At 72.7% G+C, this 24,822-nt stretch carries 19 protein-coding genes; 16 read left to right on the top strand and 3 right to left on the bottom strand.

The features are described from left to right. Positions 1 to 77 precede the first annotated feature (77 nt). On the bottom strand, positions 78 to 614 hold the full coding sequence (locus JK359_RS01395) for an HNH endonuclease (protein WP_201830720.1): 537 nt from the start codon (positions 612 to 614) through the stop codon (positions 78 to 80). A gap of 316 nt (positions 615 to 930) precedes the next feature. Here JK359_RS01395 and JK359_RS01390 point away from each other — a divergent pair, with 316 nt between their 5' ends. Continuing rightward, entirely contained in the window at positions 931 to 2,040 is a 1,110-nt protein-coding gene (locus JK359_RS01390; protein ID WP_201830719.1) for a mechanosensitive ion channel family protein, read from the top strand. Between the two features lie 93 nt (positions 2,041 to 2,133). On the opposite strand, the gene JK359_RS01385 is transcribed toward JK359_RS01390, so the two are convergent. Then, the gene (locus JK359_RS01385) at positions 2,134 to 2,766 is read right to left on the bottom strand and encodes a hypothetical protein (RefSeq protein ID WP_201830718.1); all 633 of its coding nucleotides are present in this window, start codon (positions 2,764 to 2,766) and stop codon (positions 2,134 to 2,136) included. 307 nt (positions 2,767 to 3,073) lie between these two features. Here JK359_RS01385 and JK359_RS01380 point away from each other — a divergent pair, with 307 nt between their 5' ends. The 15 genes from JK359_RS01380 (at position 3,074) to JK359_RS01310 (ending at position 23,690) form a co-directional block, all read left to right on the top strand. Further along, the gene (locus JK359_RS01380; RefSeq protein ID WP_201830717.1) at positions 3,074 to 3,901 is read left to right on the top strand and encodes a hypothetical protein; all 828 of its coding nucleotides are present in this window, start codon (positions 3,074 to 3,076) and stop codon (positions 3,899 to 3,901) included. 306 nt (positions 3,902 to 4,207) lie between these two features. Further along, entirely contained in the window at positions 4,208 to 5,431 is a 1,224-nt protein-coding gene (locus JK359_RS01375) for an ROK family transcriptional regulator (protein ID WP_201830716.1), read from the top strand. 114 nt (positions 5,432 to 5,545) lie between these two features. Continuing rightward, on the top strand, positions 5,546 to 6,889 hold the full coding sequence (locus JK359_RS01370; RefSeq protein WP_201830713.1) for an ABC transporter substrate-binding protein: 1,344 nt from the start codon (positions 5,546 to 5,548) through the stop codon (positions 6,887 to 6,889). Further along, positions 6,889 to 7,830: a carbohydrate ABC transporter permease gene (locus JK359_RS01365; RefSeq protein WP_201830712.1), complete on the top strand. Its 942-nt coding sequence runs from the start codon at positions 6,889 to 6,891 to the stop codon at positions 7,828 to 7,830. The genes JK359_RS01370 and JK359_RS01365 overlap by 1 nt, the downstream gene beginning before the upstream one ends. Before the next feature lie 2 nt (positions 7,831 to 7,832). Next, a complete protein-coding gene (locus JK359_RS01360) occupies positions 7,833 to 8,726 on the top strand; it encodes a carbohydrate ABC transporter permease (protein ID WP_201830711.1) in 894 nt (297 codons plus the stop codon). 90 nt (positions 8,727 to 8,816) lie between these two features. Then, positions 8,817 to 10,082, top strand: a complete 1,266-nt coding sequence (locus JK359_RS01355; protein ID WP_201830709.1) for a 6-phospho-beta-glucosidase — start codon at positions 8,817 to 8,819, stop codon at positions 10,080 to 10,082. Then, positions 10,073 to 11,059 (top strand): N-acetylglucosamine kinase, encoded by a 987-nt coding sequence (locus tag JK359_RS01350; RefSeq protein WP_201830708.1) that lies wholly within the window; start codon positions 10,073 to 10,075, stop codon positions 11,057 to 11,059. Before JK359_RS01355 ends, JK359_RS01350 begins: the two co-directional genes overlap by 10 nt. Before the next feature lie 66 nt (positions 11,060 to 11,125). Next, a complete protein-coding gene (locus tag JK359_RS01345) occupies positions 11,126 to 12,577 on the top strand; it encodes a purine-cytosine permease family protein (RefSeq protein ID WP_201830706.1) in 1,452 nt (483 codons plus the stop codon). A 161-nt stretch (positions 12,578 to 12,738) separates the two neighbouring features. Continuing rightward, complete coding sequence (locus JK359_RS01340) at positions 12,739 to 14,178, top strand: GlnX family signal transduction membrane protein (protein ID WP_372445331.1); 1,440 nt, start codon at positions 12,739 to 12,741, stop codon at positions 14,176 to 14,178. A gap of 14 nt (positions 14,179 to 14,192) precedes the next feature. Then, positions 14,193 to 15,221, top strand: a complete 1,029-nt coding sequence (locus JK359_RS01335) for a glutamate ABC transporter substrate-binding protein (protein ID WP_201830705.1) — start codon at positions 14,193 to 14,195, stop codon at positions 15,219 to 15,221. A gap of 41 nt (positions 15,222 to 15,262) precedes the next feature. Beyond that, positions 15,263 to 16,543 (top strand): coiled-coil domain-containing protein, encoded by a 1,281-nt coding sequence (locus JK359_RS01330; protein ID WP_201830703.1) that lies wholly within the window; start codon positions 15,263 to 15,265, stop codon positions 16,541 to 16,543. Continuing rightward, a complete protein-coding gene (locus JK359_RS01325; RefSeq protein ID WP_201830702.1) occupies positions 16,540 to 19,011 on the top strand; it encodes a serine/threonine-protein kinase in 2,472 nt (823 codons plus the stop codon). Before JK359_RS01330 ends, JK359_RS01325 begins: the two co-directional genes overlap by 4 nt. Positions 19,012 to 19,014: 3 nt before the next feature. Further along, a complete protein-coding gene (locus tag JK359_RS01320) occupies positions 19,015 to 20,304 on the top strand; it encodes a PP2C family protein-serine/threonine phosphatase (RefSeq protein ID WP_201830701.1) in 1,290 nt (429 codons plus the stop codon). Positions 20,305 to 20,408: 104 nt separating this feature from the next. Further along, on the top strand, positions 20,409 to 21,752 hold the full coding sequence (locus JK359_RS01315; protein WP_201830699.1) for a vWA domain-containing protein: 1,344 nt from the start codon (positions 20,409 to 20,411) through the stop codon (positions 21,750 to 21,752). 84 nt (positions 21,753 to 21,836) lie between these two features. Continuing rightward, positions 21,837 to 23,690, top strand: coding sequence for an FHA domain-containing protein (locus JK359_RS01310; protein ID WP_201830698.1), 1,854 nt, complete (start codon positions 21,837 to 21,839; stop codon positions 23,688 to 23,690). A gap of 154 nt (positions 23,691 to 23,844) precedes the next feature. Here the strand turns inward: JK359_RS01310 and JK359_RS01305 are convergent, their stop codons facing one another. Next, a complete protein-coding gene (locus JK359_RS01305; protein ID WP_201830695.1) occupies positions 23,845 to 24,822 on the bottom strand; it encodes a methyltransferase domain-containing protein in 978 nt (325 codons plus the stop codon).

The following is a 24,822-nucleotide window of genomic DNA, read 5'->3' as shown; positions in this document are numbered from 1 at the left end:
CGCGGGGACTGCGCCCAGCCCCCGCGCGTCCACGGCACCGCCGCGCCCCGTGTGCACATACGACCGGCCCGGAGCGACTAGGCGGAGATGCCGTCGATCCGGGCCAAGGCGTCGTCCGCGCCGTACGGCTGCAAGTAGGGCAGCCAGCGCGGATCCCGGTGGCCGGTGCCGATGATGCGCCAGGCCAGGCCGGTGGGGGGTGCGGGTTTGTGCCTCAGGCGCCAGCCCAGCTCGACGAGGTGGCGGTCGGCCTTCACGTGGTTGCAGCGGCGGCAGGAGGCCACCACGTTGTCCCAGACGTGCTTGCCCCCGCGACTGCGCGGGATGACGTGGTCGACGCTGGTTGCGACGCCACCGCAGTACATGCACCGGCCCCCGTCCCGCGCGAAGAGCGCACGGCGGGTAAGAGGAACGGGCCCCCGATAGGGAACCCGGACGAATCGCTTGAGCCGGACCACGCTGGGTGCGGGGACTGTGACGGTCGCGCTGTGCAGGTAGGCGCCGGATTCCTCGAGGGAGACGGCCTTGTTCTCCAGGACGAGGACGAGCGCGCGGCGGAGCGGTACGACGCCGAGCGGCTCGTACGACGCGTTGAGGACCAGGACGTGCGGCACGGGTGCCTCCTTGGGCGTCGGCGGCGCGTGGCTCGCGCCGGGACGATCTGCAGTCAGTCTCTCCTCATGCCTGGTGGTAGCGCCACCATGTCCCGGTAACGGGCTGGGAGTGTTTTCGACCACACCTGATGCATCCCCCGGATCATGGCCGGTTCAAGCCCACGTGAGCCGTGTCTCTCCTGCGCGCCTCCTGTGCGGATCCGCACGAGCCGCTCACAATGCCCCGTTAGTGTGGTGGTCCTGTCCGTCCGGTGACCTTTTCGTGACCTTGACCGCCCGCCGGTACGGACCGTGCAGCACCTTGGAGGTACCTGCCGTGTCGACCTTGCCCGCCGTCCTGCCGGCCGCCGGTGCATCGCCGTCCCCGTCGCCGTCGCCCTCGGGGTCGACGACCCCGGCCGTGCCGACGCTCCAGGATGCTCAGGAAAGTGCGACGAACGCGGCGAGCTGGGTCGAGCAGAACTGGTCGACGTGGCTCGCGATGGGTCTGCAGATCCTGCTGGTGCTGGTCGTGGCGTTCGCCCTCAGGGCGGTGGTGCGGCGGGCGATCACGAAGCTGATAGACCGGATGGGCCGGGCCCCGCAGGCGGTGGACGGCAGCGGGCTGGGCGGCCTGCTGGTCAACGCCGAGCGGCGGCGGCAGCGTTCGGCCGCGATCGGTTCGGTGCTGCGCTCGGTGGCCAGCTTCCTGATCCTCGGCACGGCCGCGCTGATGGTGCTGGGCACCTTCAGGATCGATCTGGCGCCGCTGCTGGCCTCGGCCGGTGTCGCGGGTGTGGCGATCGGTTTCGGCGCCCGGAACCTGGTCACGGACTTCCTGTCCGGCGTGTTCATGATCCTGGAGGACCAGTACGGCGTCGGTGACGTCATCGACGCGGGGGTGGCCTCCGGCGAGGTGATCGAGGTCGGGCTGCGGGTGACCAAGCTGCGCGGCGACAACGGGGAGATCTGGTACGTCCGCAACGGCGAGGTCAAGCGGATCGGCAACATGTCGCAGGGCTGGGCGACGGCCGGGGTCGACGTGACCGTGAAGGCGAGCGAGGACCTGGACCGGGTCAGGGCCACGCTGGACGAGGTCGCCGAGAAGATGAGCAAGGAAGAGCCCTGGAACGAGCTGCTGTGGGGCCCGGTCGAGGTGCTCGGCCTGGACTCGGTGCTGATCGACTCGATGGTGGTCCGGGTGTCGGCCAAGACCATGCCGGGCAAGTCGGTGACGGTCGAGCGCGAGCTGCGCTGGCGCATCAAGCGGGCGTTCGACGCGGCACACATCCGCATCGTGGGCGGCGCGACGGCGGCGGAGGACCTGGCGGACACCCCGGACCCGACGGCGGCGGTGGCGGCCCCGTCGGTGTACTCCAACGCGGACTCGCCGCAGTCGGCGGCGGCGACGCCGATCGCTCCGCAGCAACGGCCGGCGCCGAAGTAGGGCACGCGGTCGCTCCCGGCCCCTGCCCCTGACCCGGCACCAGCACCAGCACCAGCACCGGCTCCGGCACCGGCACCGGCACCGGCACCTTCGTCACCGATCGAGCGGGCCGCAGGCCAGCCGGTAGGCCTCGCGGAGCCAGGCGTCCCGGCCGGGGTCGGTGCCGCAGCCGATGGAGTCGCTCCGGACGGGGGCGAGCCAGGTGGTGAGGCTGCCGTAGTGCGGCCCGTCGGGGCACTGCACGACGAAGCTCGCGTCCACGACCTTCACCCCCTCGGTGGTGGCGATGCGGCCGGCGCCGCGGGAGCCGATCCGCTCACGCGCGGGCATGTGAGGGGCCGTGTTCTGCCCCGGAGGCATCAGGTCGCCGGAGTCGTAGCCGAGGTGCCGCGCCAGCAGGGCCACCACCCGCCGCCCGGAGACGTCCGCGCCGTCCGTCGTGACCCGGGCGGCCACCACGCGCACGGTCGCGTTGCGGAAGGTGGTCCATCCGTCGTGCTTGCCGGCCGTGACCGCGGGAGAGAGCCCGATCAGCCGTGTCTCCTGCCGCACGCTGCCCCAGCGGAGGGCACCGGAGGCACACGACGGTGAGGCGGAGGGTGCCGCGGCGGCCGCCGCCGGCCGGGCCTTCGGCTGCTGCGGTGCCGTGCACGCCACCGCCCCCAGCAGCAGCAAGCCGGACACCGCGCCCAGCCACGGCCTGCTCAGCGCTCTTCGGTCATGCATTCGCCCAGCCGTCCCCTCGTGCTGCCCCGCCCCCGGGCGCGTCCCTTGCCGCGATCCGATCGAGGCGGCTGTGCGCACAGGCCCGGTGCATACAGGTGCCTGTGAGGTGGGCGCCTGTGAATATAGGCGCTGTGACCAGCGGAAACCACATCCGGGGTGCATTCGTGACCAGACCGCGGATGCAGATCGTCTTCACAGGAACCCCGCGTTCCGTCCGCATCCCGCGGTCCTCTAAGGTCACCCCCACAGCGGCCCCTTGTTCCGGAGCGCGACGTCGCCCGGGGGCCCGCCTCGAATGTGGGGAAACATGCGCAAGCTCGCCATAGGCACCGCCCTGTCCGGTGCCCTGGCTCTCACCGGCCTGGCCGCGCCCGCCGCGTCGGCGACCGGCACGCCGGACCTGACGTTCGCCGGTGTGACCGTGAACAACGGCAAGCCGATCGTGGTCGGCACCGCCAAGGCCGTGACCGTGCCGGTGACGTACACCCTGACCCGGCCGAAGGACCTGGTAATCGACCAGGACAAGACCGTGCAGGCGGTGTTCCTGTACCTCGGAACGCTGAGGTCGATGGACAACGACCTGGGCCCGGACACGCCGCCCGCCTGCAAGGCGACCGCCACGACGGACACGACGGTCACCGAGAGCTGCACCGAGAAGATCGTCGTCACCCCGGGCGAGTCGGTCTACGAGGCCGCCGAAGCAACCACCTGGAAGGCCGCGGGACTCTACGCCCACAGCGACGGGAGCGTCTCGGACGACTACCTGCACGGCGAGAACGACGTCACCGTCTGGGGCAACCTGGGCTCCGTGCCGGTGCGGCGCGCCGCCCTGCTCACCGCGAACGCCGCCCCGGAGCCCGTGGTGAAGGGCAGGACGCTGACCGTCAAGGGCAAGCTGTCCCGGGCGAACTGGTCGACCGGCAGGTACGCCGGCTACCAGGGCCAGAAGGTCGTCCTGCAGTTCAAGGCGGACGGCGGCTCGTACGCGAACGTCAAGGGGATCACCTCCGGCGCCGGCGGCGCCCTGTCCACCACGGTGAAGGCGACCCGGAGCGGCACCTACCGCTTCGTCTTCGCCGGCACGGCCACCACGGGCGCGAAGACGTCCGCCGGTGACCACGTCACCGTGAAGTAGCCCGCACCCACCCGAGCCGCGCGGCCCCGCACCGCACCGCCGCGCTCGCCCGGGCCGGCATGACCGCGCTCGCCCCGTCCCGCGCCGCCCCGCCCGCCCGGCCCGTACCACCGCGCCCCCGAGGTAACGACTCTGTTGCCTCGGGGGCGTTGTCTATTGACGCCCTCTTCGTCCTGGGCTTACGTTCCTCCCACCCAAATAGGAAACTTTCCTAACAGTGATCAGGCGGGACGTCCGGTGATCAAGACTGGACGCCGCGCCCGGGCCACTGAAAAGCTGGGCGGCTGAAAGGCAGGTGTCGATCCCATGGCAGGAACCGCCGGCACGCCGGGCACCCCGCGCGTCCTGCGCGCCATGAACGACCGCGCCGCCCTGGATCTGCTGCTGGAGCACGGGCCGCTGTCGCGCACCCGGATCGGCAAGCTCACCGGCCTGTCCAAGCCCACCGCCTCCCAGCTGCTGGCCCGTCTGGAGGCGGCCGGCCTGGTCCGGGTCACCGGCACCAGCGAGGGCCGGCCGGGCCCCAACGCCCAGCTGTACGCGGTCAACCCCGCCGCCGCGTACGCCGCCGGAATGGACGTCACCCCGCACCGCATCCGCGCCGCCGTCTCCGACGTCACCGGCCGCACGGTCGGCGAGTACGAGCTGCCCACCCCGGGCCGCCGGACGGGCCGTCCCGTGGTCCAGCAGGTCACCGACGCCCTGGACGGCGCGGTGAAGGCGGCCGGGCTCGCCCGGTCCGAGGTGCACCGGCTGGTCATCGGCACCCCCGGCGCCTTCGACCCCAACACGGGCCGGCTGCGCTACGCCTCCCACCTGCCGGGCTGGCACTCCCCCACACTGCTGGACGAACTCGCGGCGGCGCTGCCGATGCCGGTCGAGTACGAGAACGACGTCAACCTCGCCGCCATCGCCGAACAGCGGCTCGGCGCGGCCCGCGGCCACGACGACTTCGTGCTGCTGTGGAACCAGGAGGGCCTCGGCGCCGCCCTGGTCCTCGGCGGCCGGCTGCACCGCGGCTGGACGGGCGGCGCCGGCGAGGTCGGTTTCCTGCCGGTGCCGGGCGCCCCGCTGGTCCGCCAGGTCACCAAGGCCAACAGCGGCGGCTACCAGGAGCTGGCCGGCTCCCAGGCCGTACCCGAGCTGGCCCGGGAACTCGGCATCCCTGACGTGCCGTCGGGGCCGTACACCGAGGCCGCCGCCACGCTGGTCGCCCGCGCCGCCGACCATGCCGGCGGCGACGGCACCGGCGCGCAGCGGAAGTTGCTCCAGACCTACGCGACCCGGCTGGCCACCGGTCTCGCCTCGCTCGTCTCCGTCCTCGATCCCGAACTCGTCGTCCTCAGCGGCTCCGCCCTGACGGCCGGCGGCGAGGTGCTGCGCGCCCTCGTCCAGGCCGAGCTGGAAGAGCTGGCCGCGGCCCGGCCCCGGCTGGTCGTCGGCGACGTCCGGGAACATCCCGTGCTGCGCGGCGCGTTGGAGTCCGCCCTCGCCACGACCCGCGACGAGGTCTTCGACACCTCGCGCTGAGCGCCCCCGCTCCGCCCTTCCCCGGCCCGCCTCTTTCTGCCCCGTCTTCCCCCCGTCTTTCCCGTCCCGTCTTTCCCCCCAGCCTTCCCGCCCCCGTCCCTGGGAGACCTCGACATGCCCACACCCATACCCGAATTCGCCCGAAAAGCGGCTTTCGCCCTGACTGCTTCCGCCGTGCTCCTCACCACCGCCTGTACCGGCCAGTCCGGCTCGGGCGCCACGGACGACCCGTCGAAGGACACGACGATCAACTTCTGGCACGCCTGGAGCGCGCCGAACGAGGTGAAGGCGGTCAAGTCGCTGGTCGCCGGCTTCGAACAGGCGCACCCCAACATCCACGTGAACGTCGTCGGCAACATGACCGACGACAAGATCAACCAGGCGCTGCGCTCGGGCGGCGACAAGGCGCCGGACGTGATCTCCTCCTTCACCACGAACAACGTGGGCAAGTTCTGTTCCTCGGGCGCGCTGGTGAACCTGAACCCGTTCTTCGAGAAGTCGCACATCGACCCGGAGACCACGTTCCCGAAGCCGATGAACGAGTACACCCGGTTCGAGGGCAACCGCTGTGCGGTCCCGCTGCTCGGTGACGCGTACGGGCTCTACTACAACAAGACCGCGTTCGCGAAGGCGGGCATCACCGCCCCGCCGAAGACGTGGTCCGAGTTCCTGGCCGACGCCAGGAAACTGACGGTCCGCCAGGGCGACGGCTACAAGCAGCTCGGCTTCATGCCGAACTACCACGGCTGGGAGTCCACCACCGAGCACTACCTCGGGCAGTTCTCGCCGGCCTACTTCGACAGGGACGGCAAGTCCGGCCTCGCCGAGGACCCCGCCTTCGAGCAGGGCTTCACGCTGCAGAAGAAACTCGTCGACGAACTCGGCGGATTCGAGCGGCTGGAGAAGTTCCGGGCCACCCTGGGCGACGAGTGGGGCCCCAAGCACCCCTTCCACACCGGCCAGGTGGCCATGCAGCTCGACGGCGAGTGGCGGCTCGGCATGGCCGAGGAGACCGATCCCGGCTTCGAGATCGGGGTGGCCCCGCTGCCCGTCCCCGACGACCGGGCCGACCAGTACGGCAAGGGTTACATCACCGGCACCATCGCGGGCATCGCCGCCACCAGCCACAAGCAGAACGCCGCCTGGGAACTGGTGAAGTACATGACCACGGACACGGACGCGGTGGTCGGCTTCGCCAACGACATCCACAACGTGCCCTCCACCCTGGCCGCCCTGAAGTCCCCGAAGCTGAAGTACGACCCGCGTTTCAAGACCTTCCTCGACATCGCAGCCGACCCGGACTCCACCACCACGCCCGCCTCGATCAACGGCGGTGTGTACCTGGTGACCATCCAGCAGTTCGGCTACGACTACGAGAGCGGCAAGGTCACCGACCTCAAGGCCGGACTGAGGAAGACGGCCGCGCAGATCGACACGGACATCGCGCAGGCGCAGTGATGACCACCGCCACCCTCGCCGCCAGACGCCGCCGCTCGGCCCTGCGCACGCTCGCCTTCATGTCCCCGTGGCTGATCGGCTTCTCGGTCTTCTTCGCCTACCCGCTGATCTCCACGGTCTACTTCTCCTTCATGCACTACGACGGCTTCCGGCCGCCGCAGTGGAGCGGCGGGAAGAACTGGACCTACGTCTTCGAGCACTACCCGCTGTTCTGGCCCGCCCTGCGCAACACCCTGTGGCTGGTCGTGGTGACGGTGTCCCTCCGGGTCGTCTTCGGACTGGGCATCGGTCTGCTCATCACCAGGATCAAGACGGGGACGGGAGTCTTCCGGACCCTTTTCTACCTGCCGTACCTGGCCCCGCCGGTCGCGGCGACCATGGCCTTCGCGTTCCTGCTCAACCCCGGCACGGGCCCGGTCGACTCGATCCTGGAGAAGACCGGCCTGCCGGCACCGGGCTGGTTCAACGACCCCGCCTGGTCCAAGCCCGCGCTGACCCTGCTGGCCCTGTGGGGCGTCGGCGACCTGATGGTCGTCTTCATGGCCGCGCTGCTCGACGTCCCGACGGAGCAGTACGAGGCGGCGCAGCTGGACGGCGCCTCGGCGTGGCAGCGCTTCCGGTACGTGACCCTGCCGAACATCTCCCCCATCGTGATGTTCGCCGTCGTCACCGGGGTGATCCAGACCATGCAGTACTACACCCAGCCGCTGGTCGCCGGGAAAGTCGCCTCCGGCGTGATCCAGGGCGCGGGCACCCAGTTCGAGCCCGGTTACCCGGACAAGTCCACGCTCACCCTCCCCCAGCTCGTCTACAACCTCGGCTTCCAGCGCTTCGACTACGGCTCGGCCTGCGTGGTGGCGCTGGTGCTGTTCGCGCTGTCGATGGCGTTCACCGCGCTGCTCATGCGGCGCCGCGGCGGCCTGATCCAGGCAGGTGACTGACCATGACCCAGGTACTGGACCCGCCCGTGAAATCGGCGCCGCTCGTCTCCGGCGCCGAGCGCACCGCCCGCCGCAGGGCGGTGCTGGAGTGGATCGCCGTCCACTCGCTCGGCGTCGCCGCCGCGCTGTTCTTCACCCTGCCGTTCGTGTTCGTGTTCCTGACCTCGCTGATGAGCGACTCCCAGGCGCTCAGCCGGGATCTGGTCCCGCACACCTGGGAGTGGGGCAACTACAAGACCGTGCTGGACACCCCCGGCTTCCTCACCTGGTGGCGGAACACGTCGCTCTACGCCGGTCTCGGCACCGTCCTGACCGTAGTGTCCTCGGTCCCGGTGGCGTACGCGCTCGCCAAGTTCCGCTTCCGGGGCCGCAATCTGTCACTCATGCTGGTGATCTCGATGATGATGCTGCCCCCGCAGGTGGTCGTCATCCCGATGTACCTGTTCTGGGCGAAGCAGCTGGGCCTGTCCGGCACGCTGTGGCCGCTGATCGTGCCGATGGCGTTCGGGGACGCGTTCTCCGTCTTCCTGCTGCGCCAGTTCCTGATGACGATCCCGAACGAGTACCTGGACGCGGCCCGCGTCGACGGCTGCGGGGACCTGCGCACGCTGCTGCGGGTCGTACTGCCCATGGCGAAGCCGGGGATCGCCGCCGTGGCCCTCTTCCAGTTCTTCTACGCCTGGAACGACTACTTCGGCCCGCAGATCTACGCGTCGGAGAACCCCGGCGCCTGGACCCTGTCCTACGGCCTGGAGTCCTTCAAGGGCGCCCACCACACCGACTGGAACCTCACCATGGCCGCGACGGTGCTGGTCATGGCCCCCGTGATCCTCGTGTTCTTCTTCGCCCAGAAGGCGTTCGTGGAAGGCGTCACGCTCACCGGGGTGAAGGGTTGAACCACACATGCCGTGCTGCCCCGGGGGACAACCCCCGGACCCCCGGCCGATGACTGCTGCCCGCACCTCATGGAAGCGAGGGAACCTCCAGTGAAACTCACCGTGGTCGGCGGAGGCTCGACCTACACCCCCGAACTCATCGACGGCTTCGCGCGCCTGCGCGACACCCTGCCCGTCGAGGAACTCGTCCTCGTCGACCCGGCGGCCGACCGTCTGGAGCTGGTCGGCGGCCTGGCCCGCCGCATCTTCGCCAGGCAGGGCCACCCCGGCCGGATCGTCACCACCGCAGACCTGGACGCGGGGGCCGAGGGGGCCGACGCGGTCCTGCTGCAGCTGCGCGTCGGCGGCCAGGCCGCCCGGGAACGGGACGAGAGCTGGCCGCTGGAGTGCGGCTGCATCGGCCAGGAGACCACCGGCGCCGGGGGCCTGGCGAAGGCCCTGCGCACGGTCCCCGTCGTGCTGGACATCGCCGAACGGGTCCGCCGCGCCAGCCCCCGTGCCTGGATCATCGACTTCACCAACCCGGTCGGCATCGTCACCCGCGCCCTGCTCCAGGCCGGGCACCGGGCGGTCGGCCTGTGCAACGTGGCGATCGGTCTCCAGCGGAAGTTCGCGGGCCTGCTCGGCACGGCCCCGGCCGAAGTCCACCTCGGCCACGTCGGCCTCAACCACCTCACCTGGGAGACGGTGGTGCGGCTGGGCGGCCCGGAGGGCGAGAACGTCCTGCCCAAGCTGCTGGCCGAGCACGGCGAGGCCATCGCCGGCGACCTCCGCCTCCCCCGCCCCCTGCTGGACCGCCTCGGCGTCGTCCCCTCCTACTACCTGCGCTACTACTACGCCCACGACGAGGTCGTGCGGGACCTGCGGACCAAGCCCTCGCGCGCCTCGGAGGTGGCCGCCATGGAGCGCGAGCTGCTGACGATGTACGGCGACCCGGCCCTGGACGAGAAGCCGGCCCTGCTGGCCGAGCGGGGCGGCGCCTACTACTCGGAGGCGGCCGTGGACCTGGCGGCGGCCCTGCTGGGCGGTGGCGGCAGCCCGTACCAGGTGGTGAACGCGCTCAACAAGGGAACGCTGCCCTTCCTGCCCGACGACGCGGTGATCGAGGTGCAGGCGGCGGTCGGCCCGGCGGGACCGGTCCCGCTGCCGGTCCCGGAGCCGGACCCGCTGTTCTCGGGCCTGATCGCGAACGTGACGGCGTACGAGGACCTGGCCCTGGAGGCGGCCCTGCGCGGCGGCCGGGACCGCGTCTTCCGGGCACTGCTCGCGCATCCCCTGATCGGCCAGTACGCGTACGCCGAGACCCTCACCGACCAGCTGATCGCACACAACCGGGAGCACCTCGCGTGGGCCTGACCGCACCTGCCGCCCCGACGGTCCTCGCCATCGACGCGGGCAACAGCAAGACCGACGTGGCCGTGGTCACCGGCGCCGGTGAGGTCCTGGCCACGGCCCGCGGCGGCGGCTTCCGGCCGCCCGCGGTGGGCGTGGCCGCGGCGCTGGACGCGCTGGCGGACCCGGTGGCCCGGGCGTTCGCGGACGCCGGGGTGCGGGCCGTCACCCAGGTGTCGGCGTGTCTGGCCAACGCCGACCTCCCCGTGGAGGAGGAACAGCTGGCGACCGCGCTGCACGCGCGCGCGTGGGGTACCGCGGTGGAGGTCCGCAACGACACCTTCGCGATCCTGCGCGCGGGTGTCGCCGAGCCGCGCGGGGTGGCCGTGGTGTGCGGTGCGGGCATCAACTGCGTGGGCATGCGTCCCGACGGCCGTACCGCCCGCTTCCCGGCCATCGGCCGGATCTCCGGTGACTGGGGCGGCGGCTGGGGCCTGGCGGAGGAGGCGCTGTGGCACGCGGCGCGCGCGGAGGACGGACGGGGCGAGCCGACGGCCCTGGCCCGCACGCTTCCCGCGCACTTCGGCCTGCCGACCATGTACGCCCTGATCGAGGCGCTGCACCTGGAGCGGGTCGACCAGGGCCGGCGGCACGAGCTGACCCCGGTCCTGTTCGCCACGGCGGCGGACGGCGACCGGGTGGCCCGCACGATCGTCACCCGGCTCGCGCAGGAGGTCACGGTGATGGCCACCGTCGCCCTGACCCGCCTGGACCTGCTCACCGAGGAGACACCGGTGCTGTTGGGCGGCAGCGTCCTCACGGCGGGCCACCCGCAGCTGAACGACACCGTCCGTGACCTGCTGGCGGCCCGCGCCCCCAAGGCCGACGTCAGGGTGGTGCGGGCGAGCCCGGTGCTGGGCGCGGCGCTGCTGGGCCTGGACCGGCTGGGGGCGGGGGCCGAGGCACAGCGGCGGGCGCGGGGGCACTGGGAGGCCGACTGAGGCGTCACCGGAGCGGAGCCGGGGAACACAGTGACCAGGGAGACCGACCGGTACTCGGGAGGCGCCATGAGCACATCGGCCGAACCAAGGGTGTCCGGCATCGAGGTCCGGTCCATCGACTACGTCCCCCTGGACGAGCGGCACGGGAAGCTGTGGCACCTGGGCCCCCTGTGGTTCATGTCCAACGCCCAGATCGCCACTCTGGCGGTGGGACTGGTCAGCATCACCGAGGGCGGCAACCTCGTCTGGTCGCTGCTGGCCATCGTCTCCGGCACCGTCATCGGCACCTTCTTCATGGCGTTCCACTCGGCCCAGGGGCCCCAGCTGGGGCTGCCGCAGATGATCCAGTCGCGGCCCCAGTTCGGCTACGTCGGCGCCCTGCTCGTGTGGCTCTTCGCCTACGTGCAGTACGCCGGGTTCAACGTCTTCAACAGCAGCCTCGCCGCCGACGCGCTGCACACCACGGTCCACGGCAGCGTGAAGCTGTGGATCGTGGTGGTCACCGTGGTCGCGCTGGTCATCGCGCTGGTGGGCTACGACGTCATCCACAAGGCCGAGCGGGTCCTGACGTACACCTTCCTGGTGATCTTCGGGATCTTCACCGTGGGCGTCCTGGTCACCCTGCACTACCCGGCGGGCTCCTTCGACATCGGCGGCTTCAAGTGGACGCCGTTCCTCGCCCAGTTCGGTGTCGTCGCCGGTTACCAGATCAGCTGGGCCATCTACGTCTCGGACTACTCGCGGTACCTGCCGCCGGACGTGACCGTCCGCAAGACCTTCTACTGGACGTACTTCGGCTCCGCGCTCGGCGGCGTCTGGCTGATGGTGCTCGGCGCGCTGCTGGCCGCCTGGGCCGGCAAGGACTTCGACACGATCCCGTCGATCAACGCCGCCGGCGACAAGGTGTTCGACGGGTTCGGTGCGATCGTGCTGCTGTTCTCGGCGCTGGGCCTGGTGTCGGTCACCGCACTGAACATGTACGGCGGCTCCCTGACCCTCATCAGCGCCATCGACTCGTTCAAGCGGGTCCGGCCGACACTCGCCGTGCGCCTGGCCACCATCGCGTTCACCGCGGCGCTCTCCCTGGTCGGCGCGCTGGCCGCGACCTCGAACTTCCTGGAGAACTTCGAGAACTTCCTGCTGCTGGTGCTCTACCTGTTCATCCCGTGGACCGCGGTCAACCTCATGGACTACTACGTGGTGCGCCGCGGGCACTACGCCATCGCCGAGATCTTCAACCCGCACGGCATCTACGGCCGCTGGGGCTGGCACGGCATCGTCTCGTACCTCGTCGGCTTCGCCGCCATGGTCCCGTTCTTCTCCGTCGGGACCCTGTACGTCGGCCCCGCCGCCAAGGCCCTCGGCGGCGCCGACATCTCCCTGTTCATCGGGCTGCCGGTCTCCGCGCTCCTGTACTGGTGGATGACCCGCTCCATCGACGTGGCCGCCGAGACCCGGGTGGCCGAGGCGGAGGCGGAGGCACTGGAGCAGGCGGCCCACGAACACCGGGAGCCCTGAGCGGGCGGGCCGGGCCGTGCCTGGTGGAACCGAACATACGCGCCCGGCGTATACATGAGCAGCGCACGCTGCGATCCGATCAAGATCGGGTGAAGGCCGGTGCGGATGCCGGTCCGGGCGGCGATACTTGGCGGCGAACGGATGACCATGGGGGAGGTCGGGTGACACATCCGCCGAAGAGCAGCACGGCGCCGCCGCCGGCCGGGCCCACCGGTCCCCCCGGCGCACCCGGCATTCCCGTCCAGCCCGGCCGGCCCGCGGCCGTCGTCCCACCCGTGCCGCCGGCCCGGCGCACCGCCTTCGCCGAGGGCGCCGAGCGCCTGCGCGCCGCCGCGACGACCGAACCGGGCCGGCTGCGGATCATCGGTGCCGTACTGGCCCTGCTCGTCGTCGCGTTCGGGGCGGTCACCGCCTGGCAGACCAGTGAGCGCTCGGCCGCCGCCGACGACGTGCTGCACCGCAGTCAGCCGCTCAGCTCCGGCGCGGCCGGCATCTACCGCTCGCTGGCCGACGCCAACACGGCCGCCTCCAGCGGCTTCCTGGCGGGCGGTCAGGAGAGCGCGGCCTCCCGCGACCGGTACGAGAAGGACATCCGCACCGCGGCCTCCGGGCTCGTCACCGCCGCCGCCAACGCCGAGCCCGGTTCGGCATCCGAGGCGACCATCGCCAGGCTGAACCGGCTGCTGCCCGAGTACAAGGGCCTGATCGAGCGGGCGCGGACGTACAACCGGCAGGGCTACCCGGTGGGCGGCGCCTATCTGCGCTACGCCAACGAGAAGATGCAGAAGGAGATGCTCCCGGCGGCGGAGGACCTCTACACGACGGAGAACCGGCGCCTGGACGCCGACTACGGCGACGCCAGGCCGTACCCGTGGGCCGCGATCGCCCTCGGGGTGCTCGCCCTCGCCGGGCTCGGCTGGGCCCAGCACCGCATGTACCGGCGCACCAACCGCGTCCTCAACCACGGTCTGGTGGCCGCCAGCACCGCCACCACCGTCGCCCTGCTGTGGCTGGTCGTGGGCCACGCGGTCGCCCGTGCGGAACTCGACGGCTCGTACGACAGCGGCATCCGCTCTCTCACCGTGCTGCACGACGCCCGGATCGCCTCCCTGAAGGCGCGCGGCAACGAGAACCTGAGCCTGGTGGCGCGCGGCGCGGAGACCGTCACGGTCGGCGGAAAGCCGTACGACGCCTACTACCACGACTTCGACAAGGACATGTCCGTGCTCGGCAAGGGGCTGACCGTGGCGGAGAACCTCGCCGACGACCAGGGGGGCAGCGCGCCGGTCAAGGCGGCCGAGGGCAACATGGCCGTGTGGAAGCAGCGCCACGCCGCGGCGCGGGCCGAGGACGAGAACGGCAACTACCAGCAGGCGCTGGACAAGGTGATCGGTGCGAAGGGCGCGACCGGCGAGTGCTTCGACAGCGTCGACCGCAATCTCGCGCGGGCCATCGACCACGAGCAGACCGAGTTCCGGCAGGCGGCCGGTGACGGGCGGGCCGCGATGACCGGGCTGACGGTCGGTGCGGCCGTCCTCGGGGTGCTGGCCGCGGCCGGCGCGGTCGCCGGTGTCGGCCGCAGGCTTTCGGAGTACCGGTGACAGGGGGCAGGGCGATGGACGTGAACCGTGCACGGCCGTCCTGGCGGGGCTGGGGCGGGGTCGCCGCGATGGCGGTGCTGTGCGCGCTGGCGCTGGCGTTCGTCCTGCTGCTGCCGCGGACCCAGCAGCCGGAGCCGGTCCGGGCCGGGCAGCGGGTGGCCACCGGCACCCAGGCCGACGCCACCGACGGGTGCAGCGACGCCGACGTGCACGAGCGGACGCTCGCCCCGTCCGGCGCGGACGGTCCGACGATCGACGCCATCAAGGCCCGTACGGGCGCCAAGCGCAAGCTGGTCGTCGGCGTCGACCAGAACAGTTACCGCTGGGGCTACCGCAACCCCAACACCGAGGGCGCGGAGCTGGAGGGCTTCGACATCGACCTCGTGCACCGGATCGCCGAGGAGATACTCGGCGACCCGGACGCCGTGCAGTTCAAGGCGATACCGACCAGCCAGCGCATCCCGGCCATCGAGAACGGCCGGGTGGACATGGTCGTACGGACCATGACGATGACCTGCGACCGGCTCCGGCAGGTCGCCTTCTCCGCGCCCTACTTCAAGACCGGCCAGCAGGTCCTCGCCCCCAAGTCGTCGCCGGTCACCGGGTACGACGGCTCGCTGGCGCACAAGAAGGTGTGCACGGCGGCGGGTTCGACGGCGTACACCAAGCTGGACGCCGACCGGAAGTCCGGCCGGCTGCCCGCCTCCACCGACATCTCCACCACCGTGCCGAACCAGCTCGACTGTCTGGTCCGGCTGCAACTCGGCGAGGTCGACGCGGTGGTGACCGACGGCGCGCTCGCCGCGAGCCAGGCCGCCCAGGACCCGACCGTCGAACTCAAGGGTGAGGCGTTCACGACCGAGTACTACGGCGTGGCGATGAAGAAGGGTGCCACCGATCTGGTACGCCGGGTCAATCACGTGCTGGTGGGCTACCGCGCGAACGGCTGGCAGGCGTCGTACGACAAGTGGCTGTCGGCGACACTGGGGAAGGACGCGGCCGCGTCGAAGCCGCCCCAGCCGCAGTACCTGCAGTCGAGTTGAGCCGCACCCGACCGGAACAGACAGCAAGTGAGAGGTGATCGATGGGCGTCACGGACCCCGCCGGGCCGGTGATGGACCGGGACGAGGTGGACCGTGCGCTGGCGCGGCTCGGCCAGGAGCACGAGGCGATCGAGACCTCGCTGCTGGCGCTGCAGGACCACGCGGGCCGCAGGCTCCTCGAAGGCGCCGAGCTGACCGGGGTCACCCGGGAACGCTGGCAGTCCACGGAGGACCGCATCACCCTGCTGTGGACGTGCTTCGACGCCTACACGGCCGCGCTGCGCAGCGCCCGCGAGATCCGTGCCCGGCGCCGCTGGTCCAGCCGCGAGGACCTGACGGAACTCACCGGGCTGCTGCGCGGCGCGTCCGTGACCCTTCCCGGCGGCGGCAACGGCAGGCTGAGCGAGACGTTCTCGCTGTCCGCGCTGGTGGACCGGATGAACGAGCTGTACGCGACGAGCCTGGACGTGATCGTCGCCGCCGACGCGGTGTGGTCGGCGCTGCCCGCCCGGATCGATTTACTCGCCGCGGAACTCCAGCGCACCCGGCACCTCGCGCACTCCGTCGGCGTACGCCCCGGCGAGCACCCGGCCGGCGACGACCTGGAGCGGATCACCCGCACGCTGACCAGGCTGCGCGAGGACGTGGTCTCCGACCCGCTCACCTTCTGGGTGCCGGCCGAGGGCAGTTCGGCGCCCGGCGGCGGCCGCCCGGACACGACGGTGTACGACCGTGAGGCGCGCGCCCTGGAGGACGTACGGCGGGAGATCGACGCCGTGCTGACGGTGCGCCAGGACGCGGAGGCGCGGCTGATCCGGCTGCGGGACGTGCTCTCGCGGGCCGACCGCACCCTGGCGGAGGCCCGTACCGCGCGCGGCGAGGTGCTGGCGAAGATCGCCGCGACCGAGGTGCCGGTGGTCAGCGGGCCGCCGACCGTGCTGCAGGAGCAGCTGGCGACCGCCGCCGAGTACCGCAGGCAGGCCCAGTGGCACCGGCTGTCCCCGCTGCTGGAGTCCCTGGAGCGGAAGGCGGAGGACGAACTGCTGCGCGCCCGCGAGTCGTTGACGGCGGTCACCGCGCCGCTCGCGGTCCGCGCGGAGCTGCGCGGCCGGCTCGACGCCTACAAGGCGAAGGTCGCCCGGCACGGTCTCGCCGAGGACCCGTTCCTCGTCGAGCGGTACGACGCGGCCCGCCGCATGCTGTGGAGTGCGCCCTGCGACCTGCGGGTGGCCGAGCAGGCCGTGCTGCGCTACCAGCAGCTGGCGGCCGAGCTGCTCGCGGGCCCGGGCGCGCCGGAGGACCGTAAGGGGGACCAGTCATGAGCCAGCCGGGACAGACCTGCCAGCGGCCGGGGTGCGAGGGGGCGTACGAGGACGTCGGCGGCGGCGAGCTGTACTGCGACACGTGCGGTCTGGCGCCCGTGGTGTCGGCCACGGGGATGGTGGGCTCGCCGCCCACCGGGGTCACCAGGGGCTCGTCGAGCAACGGCACTTCCGGCAGTGCGCGCAGTTCCCGGACGTCCTCGCAGTCGTCGCGGTCGCGCCGTTCGGTGTCCGGGCGGCTGTCCCGTTCGCTGTCGGGGAAGTCCACCGGCCGTTCGGTGTCGGTGCGCAGCTCGGGCTCCTCCTCGGGCACCTCCGCACGCGGCCGGCTGGGCGCCGGGCTGGTCTCCGTGCCGCAGGTGCCGCGGCCCGACCCGCGCGCGATGGTGCTGGAGAACCCGGAGGTGCCCGAGCGCAAGCGGTTCTGCTCGCGGTCGGACTGCGGGGCGCCGGTGGGCCGGGCCCGGGGTGACCGGCCGGGCCGCACGGAAGGTTTCTGCACCAAGTGCGGGCACCCGTACTCCTTCGTGCCCAAGCTGAAGGCCGGGGACATCGTGCACGGCCAGTACGAGGTCGCGGGGTGCCTCGCGCACGGCGGCCTGGGCTGGGTCTACCTCGCCGTCGACCGTGCCGTGTCCGACCGGTGGGTGGTCCTCAAGGGCCTGCTGGACACCGGGGACCAGGACGCCATGGCCGCGGCGATCTCCGAGCGGCGGTTCCTCGCGGAGATCGAGCACGCCAACATCGTGCGGATCTACAACTTCGTGGAGCACCTGGACCAGCGCACCGGCTCCCTCGACGGCTACATCGTCATGGAGTACGTCGGCGGCAAGTCCCTGAAGGAGATCGCCAACGCCCGCCGCACGTCCGACGGCCGGCGCGACCCGCTGCCGGTGGAGCAGGCCTGCGCGTACGGCATCGAGGCGCTGGAGGCGCTCGGCCATCTGCACAGCCGCAACCTGCTGTACTGCGACTTCAAGGTCGACAACGCCATCCAGACCGAGGACCAGCTCAAGCTGATCGACATGGGCGCGGTCCGGCGGATGGACGACGACGAGTCGGCCATCTACGGCACGGTCGGCTACCAGGCGCCCGAGGTGGCCGACGTCGGCCCGTCGGTGGCCAGCGACCTGTACACGGTGGGCCGGACCCTCGCGGTGCTCACCTTCGACTTCCAGGGCTACACGAACGTCTACGTGGACTCCCTGCCCGACCCCGACACCATCGAGGTCTTCCGCCGGTACGAGTCGTTCTACCGGCTCCTGGTCCGCGCCACCGACCCCGACCCGGCCCGCCGGTTCGCCTCCGCGCAGGAGATGTCCGAGCAGCTGACGGGCGTGCTGCGGGAGGTCGTCTCGCTGCAGACCGGGCAGGCCCGGCCCGCGCTGTCGACCCTGTTCGGGCCCGAGGTGAAGGTCACCGACACGGAGCTGTTCCCGCGGCTGGACGGGGACGTGTCGCGGCTGGGGGCGCGTCCGGTGGGCAAGGCCGCGCGGTCCGGGGCACCGGTCGCCGTGCCGCCGGCCCTGGTCAGGCCCGTCGACGTCCGGGCCGCCGCCCTCGCCCTGCCGGTGCCGCTGGTCGACCCGAACGACCCCAACGCCGGTTTCCTGGCGGGCCTGATGGCCTCCGCGCCGGCCGAGCTGATCGGCGCGCTGGCGGCGGCGCCCGCGCAGACCGTGGAGACCCGGCTGCGGCAGATCCGCGCCCGGCTGGAGAGCGGCGACCACCAGGCGGCGCTGATGTCCCTGGCCAAACTGGACGAGGAGCGGCCCGACGACTGGCGGGTCGTCTGGTACCGGGGCGTGGCCGCCCTGGTCACCGGCGACTTCGAGGGCGCCGCGCTCGCCTTCGACGCGATCTACGACGCCTTCCCGGGTGAGGCCGCGCCCAAGCTGGCGCTCGGTCTGTGCGCCGAGGTGCTCGGCCAGCTGGACAACGCCGCCGAGTACTACCGGCTGGTGTGGGCGACCGATCCCAGCTATGTGAGCGCCGCGTTCGGGCTGGCCCGGGTGCAGCTCGCGGCCGGGGACCGGCACAGCGCCGTACGGACGCTCGAGTCGGTCGCGGAGTCCTCCATCCACTACACGGCCGCCCGGGTCGCCGCCGTCCGGGCCCGGCTCAGACAACGCACGGCGAGCGCCGGTGACGTACCGTTCCTGGACGACCTGACGGCCGCCGCCGGTCAGGTCGAGGCGCTCCAGGCCTACGGTCTGGACCCGGCCCGGCGTGAGCAGTTGTCGGCCGAGGTGCTCGGCTGCGCGCTGGACTGGATACTCTCCGGGGGTCAGGGCACCGGGCCCGCCGCCGGAGGCCGGGTGCTGCTGGGCAGCGGGCTGGACGAGCGGGGCCTCCGCTTCGGCCTGGAACGCGCCTACCGCACGCTGGCCCGGCTGGCGCCCGGCGGCGAGGAGAGGATCGAGCTGGTGGAACGGGCCAACCGTTACCGCCCCCGGACGTGGGTGTAGTCGATGTCGCAGAAGCCCCAGCAGGCCGCACTGCAGAAGTGCCCGAGCTGCGCGGAGCCCGTCGAGTCGGGAGACCTGTTCTGCGGAGCGTGCGGACACGACCTTTCGGTGGTGCCCGCCCCTCCGCAGGACCATCCGACGCTGGCCATGACCGGCGTCGCCGAGCCCGGGGACGGCCCGGGCGGCACCGGCAACCCGCCGGCGCACCAGCCGGCCGGCCGGCCCGGGACGGACTCCGGCGGCACACCGCTGCCGGGGCACGAGCCCGAGCGGTCCACCGGTTCCGGGGTGCGGTTCGACCGGCCCGCGGAGCCCGACGAGTACCCGCTGCAGGCACCCGACCCGCGGCTGGCCGGTGCCGCCGCCCCGGCCGACCCGGCGCAGGTCTGCGTCGCCTGCCGGGCGGGCCGGGTGGACAGCGACGGCTACTGCGAGAACTGCGGGCACGCCCAGCCGCGCGAACGCGACCACGTCGAGCGGGAGTCGGGTCCGGTCGCCGCGGTCAGCGACCGCGGGCTGCGCCACCACCGCAACGAGGACGCCTTCGCCGTGGGCCACACCGTGCTGCCCGACGGCACCCCGGCCGCGGTGGCGATCGTCTGCGACGGCGTGTCCTCCGCGACCCGCCCCGACGAGGCCTCACTGGCCGCCTCCCAGGTGGCCGGTGACACCCTGCTGGCCGCGCTGCCGCGCGGCACCCACCCGCAGACGGCGATGCACGAGGCGATCGTCGCCGCCTCGCAGGCCGTCAACGCGCTCGCCGAGGAGCCCGCCACGGCCCGCGAGCACGCCCCGCACCAGAACGCGCCGGCCTGCACGATCGTCGGCGCGGTGGTCACCTCCGGGCTGCTCGTCGTCGGCTGGGTCGGCGACAGCCGCGCCTACTGGGTTCCCGACGACCGCGGCGCACCGCCCGCGCGACTGACCGAGGACGACTCCTGGGCCGCGCAGATGGTGGCCGCCGGCCTGATGAGCGAGGCCGAGGCGTACGCCGACGAGCGGGCCCACGCGATCACCGGCTGGCTCGGTGCGGACGCCTACGAACTGGAGCCGCACACCGCTTCCTTCAAGCCGGACCGGCCCGGGGCCGTGGTGGTGTGCACCGACGGGCTGTGGAACTACGCCGAGACGGCCGAGGAGATGTGCGAGGCCGTACCGCCGGACGCGGCCGTCCGCCCGCTGCACAGCGCCCGGGTGCTGGTCGGCCACGCCCTCGACGGCGGGGGCCACGACAACGTAACAGTGGCGGTCCTGCCGTTCCCGGCGCCGTCGCAGGGGGCAGGATCGGCCTGAGGCCGTACAGAACGGGGAGGCCTCGACGGACCGGAGGGGACCGGTCCGTCGTCATGCGCTGCTGCCTCGCGCGAGCGGGGTATCCGAGGGGGATGTGAACCAGCATGGCCAATTTCGCGAAGCCGAACGTGCCGCAGTTCTCGGTGGACGTCTACCAGAACGAGTACCTGCCCGAGGGCGGCAGCGAGGTCAACGCCATCGTCACGGTGACGGCGACCGGCGGCGGCACCATCGGCGGTGCCGCCGCCGCACCCGTGTACACGCCGGGGCGGCGGCCGTCCGCCGCCGTGGCGATCATGGTCGACTGCTCGGGCTCCATGGACTACCCGGCGACCAAGATGCGCAACGCCCGGGACGCCACGTCCGCCGCGATCGACACCCTGCGCGACGGCACACACTTCGCGGTGATCGGCGGCACGCATGTCGCCAAGGAGGTCTACCCGGGCGGCGGGCGGGTCGCGGTCGCCGACGCCGTCACCCGTGAGCAGGCCAAGCAGGCGCTGCGCCGGCTGAGCGCGGGCGGCGGTACGGCCATCGGCACCTGGCTGCGGCTCGCCGACCGGCTGCTGTCGTCGGCGGACGTGACCATCCGGCACGGCATCCTGCTCACCGACGGCCGTAACGAGCACGAGTCCGCGGAGGACCTGCGGGCCGCGCTGGACGCGTGCGCCGGCCGGTTCACCTGCGACGCGCGGGGCGTGGGCACCGACTGGGAAGTGAAAGAAGTCACAGGGATCGCCTCCGCGCTGCTCGGCACCGCCGACATCGTCGCCGACCCGGCCGGTCTCGCCGCCGACTTCACGCGGATGATGGAGACGGCGATGGGCAAGGAGGTCGCCGACGTCGCCCTGCGGGTGTGGACGCCGGTCGGCAGCACCATCCGGTTCGTCAAGCAAGTCGCCCCGAGCGTGGAGGACTTGACCGTCCGGCGCACCGAGGCCGGACCGCGTGCCGGGGACTACCCGACCGGCTCCTGGGGCGACGAGTCCCGCGACTACCACCTGTGCGTGACGGTCCCGCCGGCCGGGATCGGCCGCGAGATGCTCGCCGCACGGGTGTCGCTGGTGGTGCCGCAACCCGACGGCAGCGTGGAGAACCTCGGCGCCCAGGGACTCGTACGGGCCGTGTGGACCGACGACATGACGGCCTCCACCGCGATGAACCCCCAAGTCGCCCACTACACCGGCCAGGCCGAACTGGCGCAAGTCATCCAGCAAGGACTCGATCTGCGCAAAGTGGGCGATTTCGATGGGGCAACGGCCAAACTGGGGCGCGCGGTTCAGCTCGCGAGCGCCTCGGGGAACGCGGATACTGCGAAACTGCTTGCGAAGGTGGTGGACGTGGTCGACGCCGCGACAGGTACTGTGCGGTTGAAGACGAGGATCGCGGAGGCCGACGAGATGACTCTGGAGACCCGGTCCACGAAGACTGTCCGTGTAAAGAAGTGACCTCGGAAGCGGTCGCAGCGCTCACAGCGCTCACAGCGGCCGCGGCGATCCAGACGGACCCTGAGGAGAAGGGGAAGCACCGACATGCCGACCTGCCCGAACGGACACCAGTCGGGTTCCGACGACTGGTGCGAGGTCTGCGGTCACCGCATGGCCGGTGCCGTACCTCCGCCCCCTCCGCCGCCCCCGGCCGGCGGTGGCTACGGCTTTCCGCCGCCCGCCGGACCGGGTGGTCCCGGCGCGCAGGGCGGTCCCGGCGCGCAGGGCGGTCCCGGCGCGCAGGGCGGTGGCCGTCCGCACCCGTCCGCCGGGCCCGCCCCGGAGCCGGAGCTGTGCCCGCAGTGCCGTACGCCCCGGGAGGGCGGCGCGCCCTTCTGCGAGGAGTGCCGGTGGAACTTCCTGACCAACACGGCGACCTCGTACACCCCGGCCGCCCCGCGTTCGCCGCAGCCGCGGTTCCAGCCGCCGAGCGCGACGTACGGCGGCGGTGACGCGTACGAGTACCAGGGCTCGCGGCCCTCGCAGATGAACCGTCCCGCCGAGCCGATCCCGTCCTTCGGCAGCGAGCCGTCGGGTCCCACGCCGTTCGGCGGCGAGCGCGCCCCGTCCGGCCCGCCGACCTCCCCCGGCCCCGCGGGCCCGTCCGCCTTCGGCGGCGGCAACCAGCGTCCGCCCGGCCCTCCGCCGGCCTTCGGCGGCGGCCAGGGCACGGTGCCGGGCCAGGGTTCCGGCGGCCCCGCGGGCCCGTCCGGTTTCGGCGGCGGCCAGAACCAGCCTCCGGGGCCCGGCGGCCCGTCCGGCCGGCCCCCCTTCGGCGGCGGCCCCGGGCAGGGTCCCGGCTCCGGCCAGCCCGGCCAGCCCGGCTTCGGCGGCGGACAGGGGCAGGGGCAGGGCCCCGGCGGCGCGTCCGGCTTCGGCGGCGGCCCCGGGCAGACCCCCGGCTCCGGTCAGCCCGGTCAGCCCGGCTTCGGCGGCGGACAGGGTCCCGGTCCCGGCGGCGCGTCCGGCTTCGGCGGCCCCGGGCAGGGACCCGGCACCGGTCAGCCCGGCCAGCCCGGCTTCGGCGGCGGACAGGGTCCCGGTCCCGGCGGCCCGTCCGGCTTCGGCGGCCCCGGGCAGGGACCCGGTCCCGGCGGCGCGTCCGGCTTCGGCGGCCCCGGGCAGGGTCCCGGCACCGGTCAGCCCGGCCAGCCCGGGTTCGGGCGCGAGCCCTCCGGCTTCGGCGGCGATCCGTCACGTGCCGTGCCGCCGCCCGGCGGTCCCGGCGGTGCGCCGCAGGCGTTCCAGCAGGCCGGTGCGTCGGCGCCGCCCGCGTTCCCGCAGGAGACCGGCCGTCCCCCGGCCGGCGGCCCGTCCGCCGGCCCGTTCGGCGGCGGTGACGACGACTGGGTGATCTCCCCGCCCTCCTCCGCCGGCCAGTCCGGACCGGGACAGGCACCCGGCCAGGGCCCCGGCGGCGGGTACGGCTACCCGCAGTCCGGCGCCACCCAGGCCCCGCCCGGCAACGGCTTCCCGCCGGCGCCGCAGGGTCCGGCGACGTGGACCGCGACCATCGGCCCGGACCGCGAGTACTTCATGGCGATGATGCATCGCTCCGGCCCCGAGGCCGCGGGCCTGAACCTGCCCGCGTACTCGCCCGAGCAGCAGCGCACCCTCGGCGGCAACCAGGTCACCATCGGCCGCCGCCGGCACTCCACCGGCGACACCCCCGACATCGACCTGGCGGTGCCGCCGGAGGACCCGGGCGTCTCGCACCAGCACGCGGTCCTGGTGCAGCAGCCGGACGGCAGCTGGGCGGTCGTCGACCAGAACTCGACGAACGGCACGACGGTCAACATGTCGGAGGAGCCGATCCAGCCGTTCGTGCCGGTTCCGCTGCAGGACGGCGACCGGGTGCACGTGGGCGCCTGGACGACGATCACGGTCCGCCGGGGCTGAGCCGACAGGCGAACGGCAGCCGGTGACGTCCGACGACAGCGAACGGCAGCCGGTGATGTCCGGTGGCCGGTGATGTCCGGCGACCGGCAGCCGGTGACGACCGGCGACCGGCAGCTGGTGACGACCGGCGACCGGCGACCGGCGAGGCTTACGACTAGGGCAGGGGCCAGGCGAACGGCCCCTCCGGTTCGTCCAGCCAGGCCCAGGCGTGCTCGCCGTCTACGGTGACGCCGTACCGCTCGCGGTCCGGCTCGCCCTCGCGCTTCCACAGCGCGTACGCCTCGGCCGGCTCGAGCGTGCCCCGGGTCAGCGTGAGCAGGAAGCGGAACGGCTCCTGCTCGCGGGCCCGGCCCGGCAGCCCGGCCAGGGAGACGCCCTCCGGTTCCGCCTTGCCCTCGCCGCGCAGCGGCACGAAGAAGGCGGCCGTGGGCAGGAAGCGGCCCTCGGCGTGCTCCGGGTCCCGCACGGACAGGGCGAGCAGCCCGGTGGCGAGCGGGGTGAGGATGCGGGCACCGGGACGGCACTGGGCGAGCCAGGCACGGGGGACGGTCGGCAGCTCGCAGGTGGCGATGATCCGGTCGAAGGGGGCGCGTTCGGGAACCCCGCGCGCTCCGTCGCCGGTGACCACGACCGGGTGGAAGCCGGCCTCCGACAGGTGCCGACGGGCCGACTCGGTGATCTCCGGGTCGAGGTCGACGGTGGTGACGAGGCCGTCGTCGCCGAGCCGGTGGGCGAGCAGGGCCGCGTTGTAGCCGGTGCCGGCGCCCACCTCCAGCACGCGGTCGCCGTCCTCGACGTCCAGGGCGGTCAGCATCCGCGCCATCAGGGAGGGCTGGCTGCTGGAGGAGAGCAGTTCGCCGTCGCGCAGCCGGGTGGCCAGCGGTACGTCCTCGTAGGCGCCGCGCACCCAGCGTTCCCGGGCCCGCGGATCGCGGCTCTCGCCCCAGCGGCGTTCGTAGCCGCCGGGTCCGGCGACGTAGTAGTACGGCACGAACAGGTGCCGGGGCACCGCCGCGAACGCCTCCCGCCACACCGGGTCCCCGCCCCAGGCTCCGTCGGCGTCGATCTCCCGCACCAGCGCGGCCCGCGCCGCGGCGGCGAGACCCTCGATCTCCGTGTCGTAGGCGCCCAT

The sequence above is a fragment of the Streptomyces actinomycinicus genome (genome assembly GCF_016741775.1).
GTDB classification, from domain to species: Bacteria; Actinomycetota; Actinomycetes; order Streptomycetales; family Streptomycetaceae; genus Streptomyces; species Streptomyces actinomycinicus.
The sequence above is the reverse complement of the archived record's forward strand: the minus strand, read 5'-3'. Positions and strand labels throughout refer to the sequence as shown.

Coding starts and splice junctions, on each gene's coding strand:
- JK359_RS01315 (WP_201830699.1), top strand. CDS start 20,409: ATGGCCAATTTCGCGAAGCCGAACGTGCCGCAGTTCTCGGTGGACGTC.
- JK359_RS01365 (WP_201830712.1), top strand. CDS start 6,889: ATGACCACCGCCACCCTCGCCGCCAGACGCCGCCGCTCGGCCCTGCGC.
- JK359_RS01305 (WP_201830695.1), bottom strand. CDS start 24,822: ATGGGCGCCTACGACACGGAGATCGAGGGTCTCGCCGCCGCGGCGCGG.
- JK359_RS01325 (WP_201830702.1), top strand. CDS start 16,540: ATGAGCCAGCCGGGACAGACCTGCCAGCGGCCGGGGTGCGAGGGGGCG.
- JK359_RS01330 (WP_201830703.1), top strand. CDS start 15,263: ATGGGCGTCACGGACCCCGCCGGGCCGGTGATGGACCGGGACGAGGTG.
- JK359_RS01380 (WP_201830717.1), top strand. CDS start 3,074: ATGCGCAAGCTCGCCATAGGCACCGCCCTGTCCGGTGCCCTGGCTCTC.
- JK359_RS01370 (WP_201830713.1), top strand. CDS start 5,546: ATGCCCACACCCATACCCGAATTCGCCCGAAAAGCGGCTTTCGCCCTG.
- JK359_RS01310 (WP_201830698.1), top strand. CDS start 21,837: ATGCCGACCTGCCCGAACGGACACCAGTCGGGTTCCGACGACTGGTGC.
- JK359_RS01320 (WP_201830701.1), top strand. CDS start 19,015: ATGTCGCAGAAGCCCCAGCAGGCCGCACTGCAGAAGTGCCCGAGCTGC.
- JK359_RS01335 (WP_201830705.1), top strand. CDS start 14,193: ATGGACGTGAACCGTGCACGGCCGTCCTGGCGGGGCTGGGGCGGGGTC.
- JK359_RS01345 (WP_201830706.1), top strand. CDS start 11,126: ATGAGCACATCGGCCGAACCAAGGGTGTCCGGCATCGAGGTCCGGTCC.
- JK359_RS01360 (WP_201830711.1), top strand. CDS start 7,833: ATGACCCAGGTACTGGACCCGCCCGTGAAATCGGCGCCGCTCGTCTCC.
- JK359_RS01385 (WP_201830718.1), bottom strand. CDS start 2,766: ATGCATGACCGAAGAGCGCTGAGCAGGCCGTGGCTGGGCGCGGTGTCC.
- JK359_RS01375 (WP_201830716.1), top strand. CDS start 4,208: ATGGCAGGAACCGCCGGCACGCCGGGCACCCCGCGCGTCCTGCGCGCC.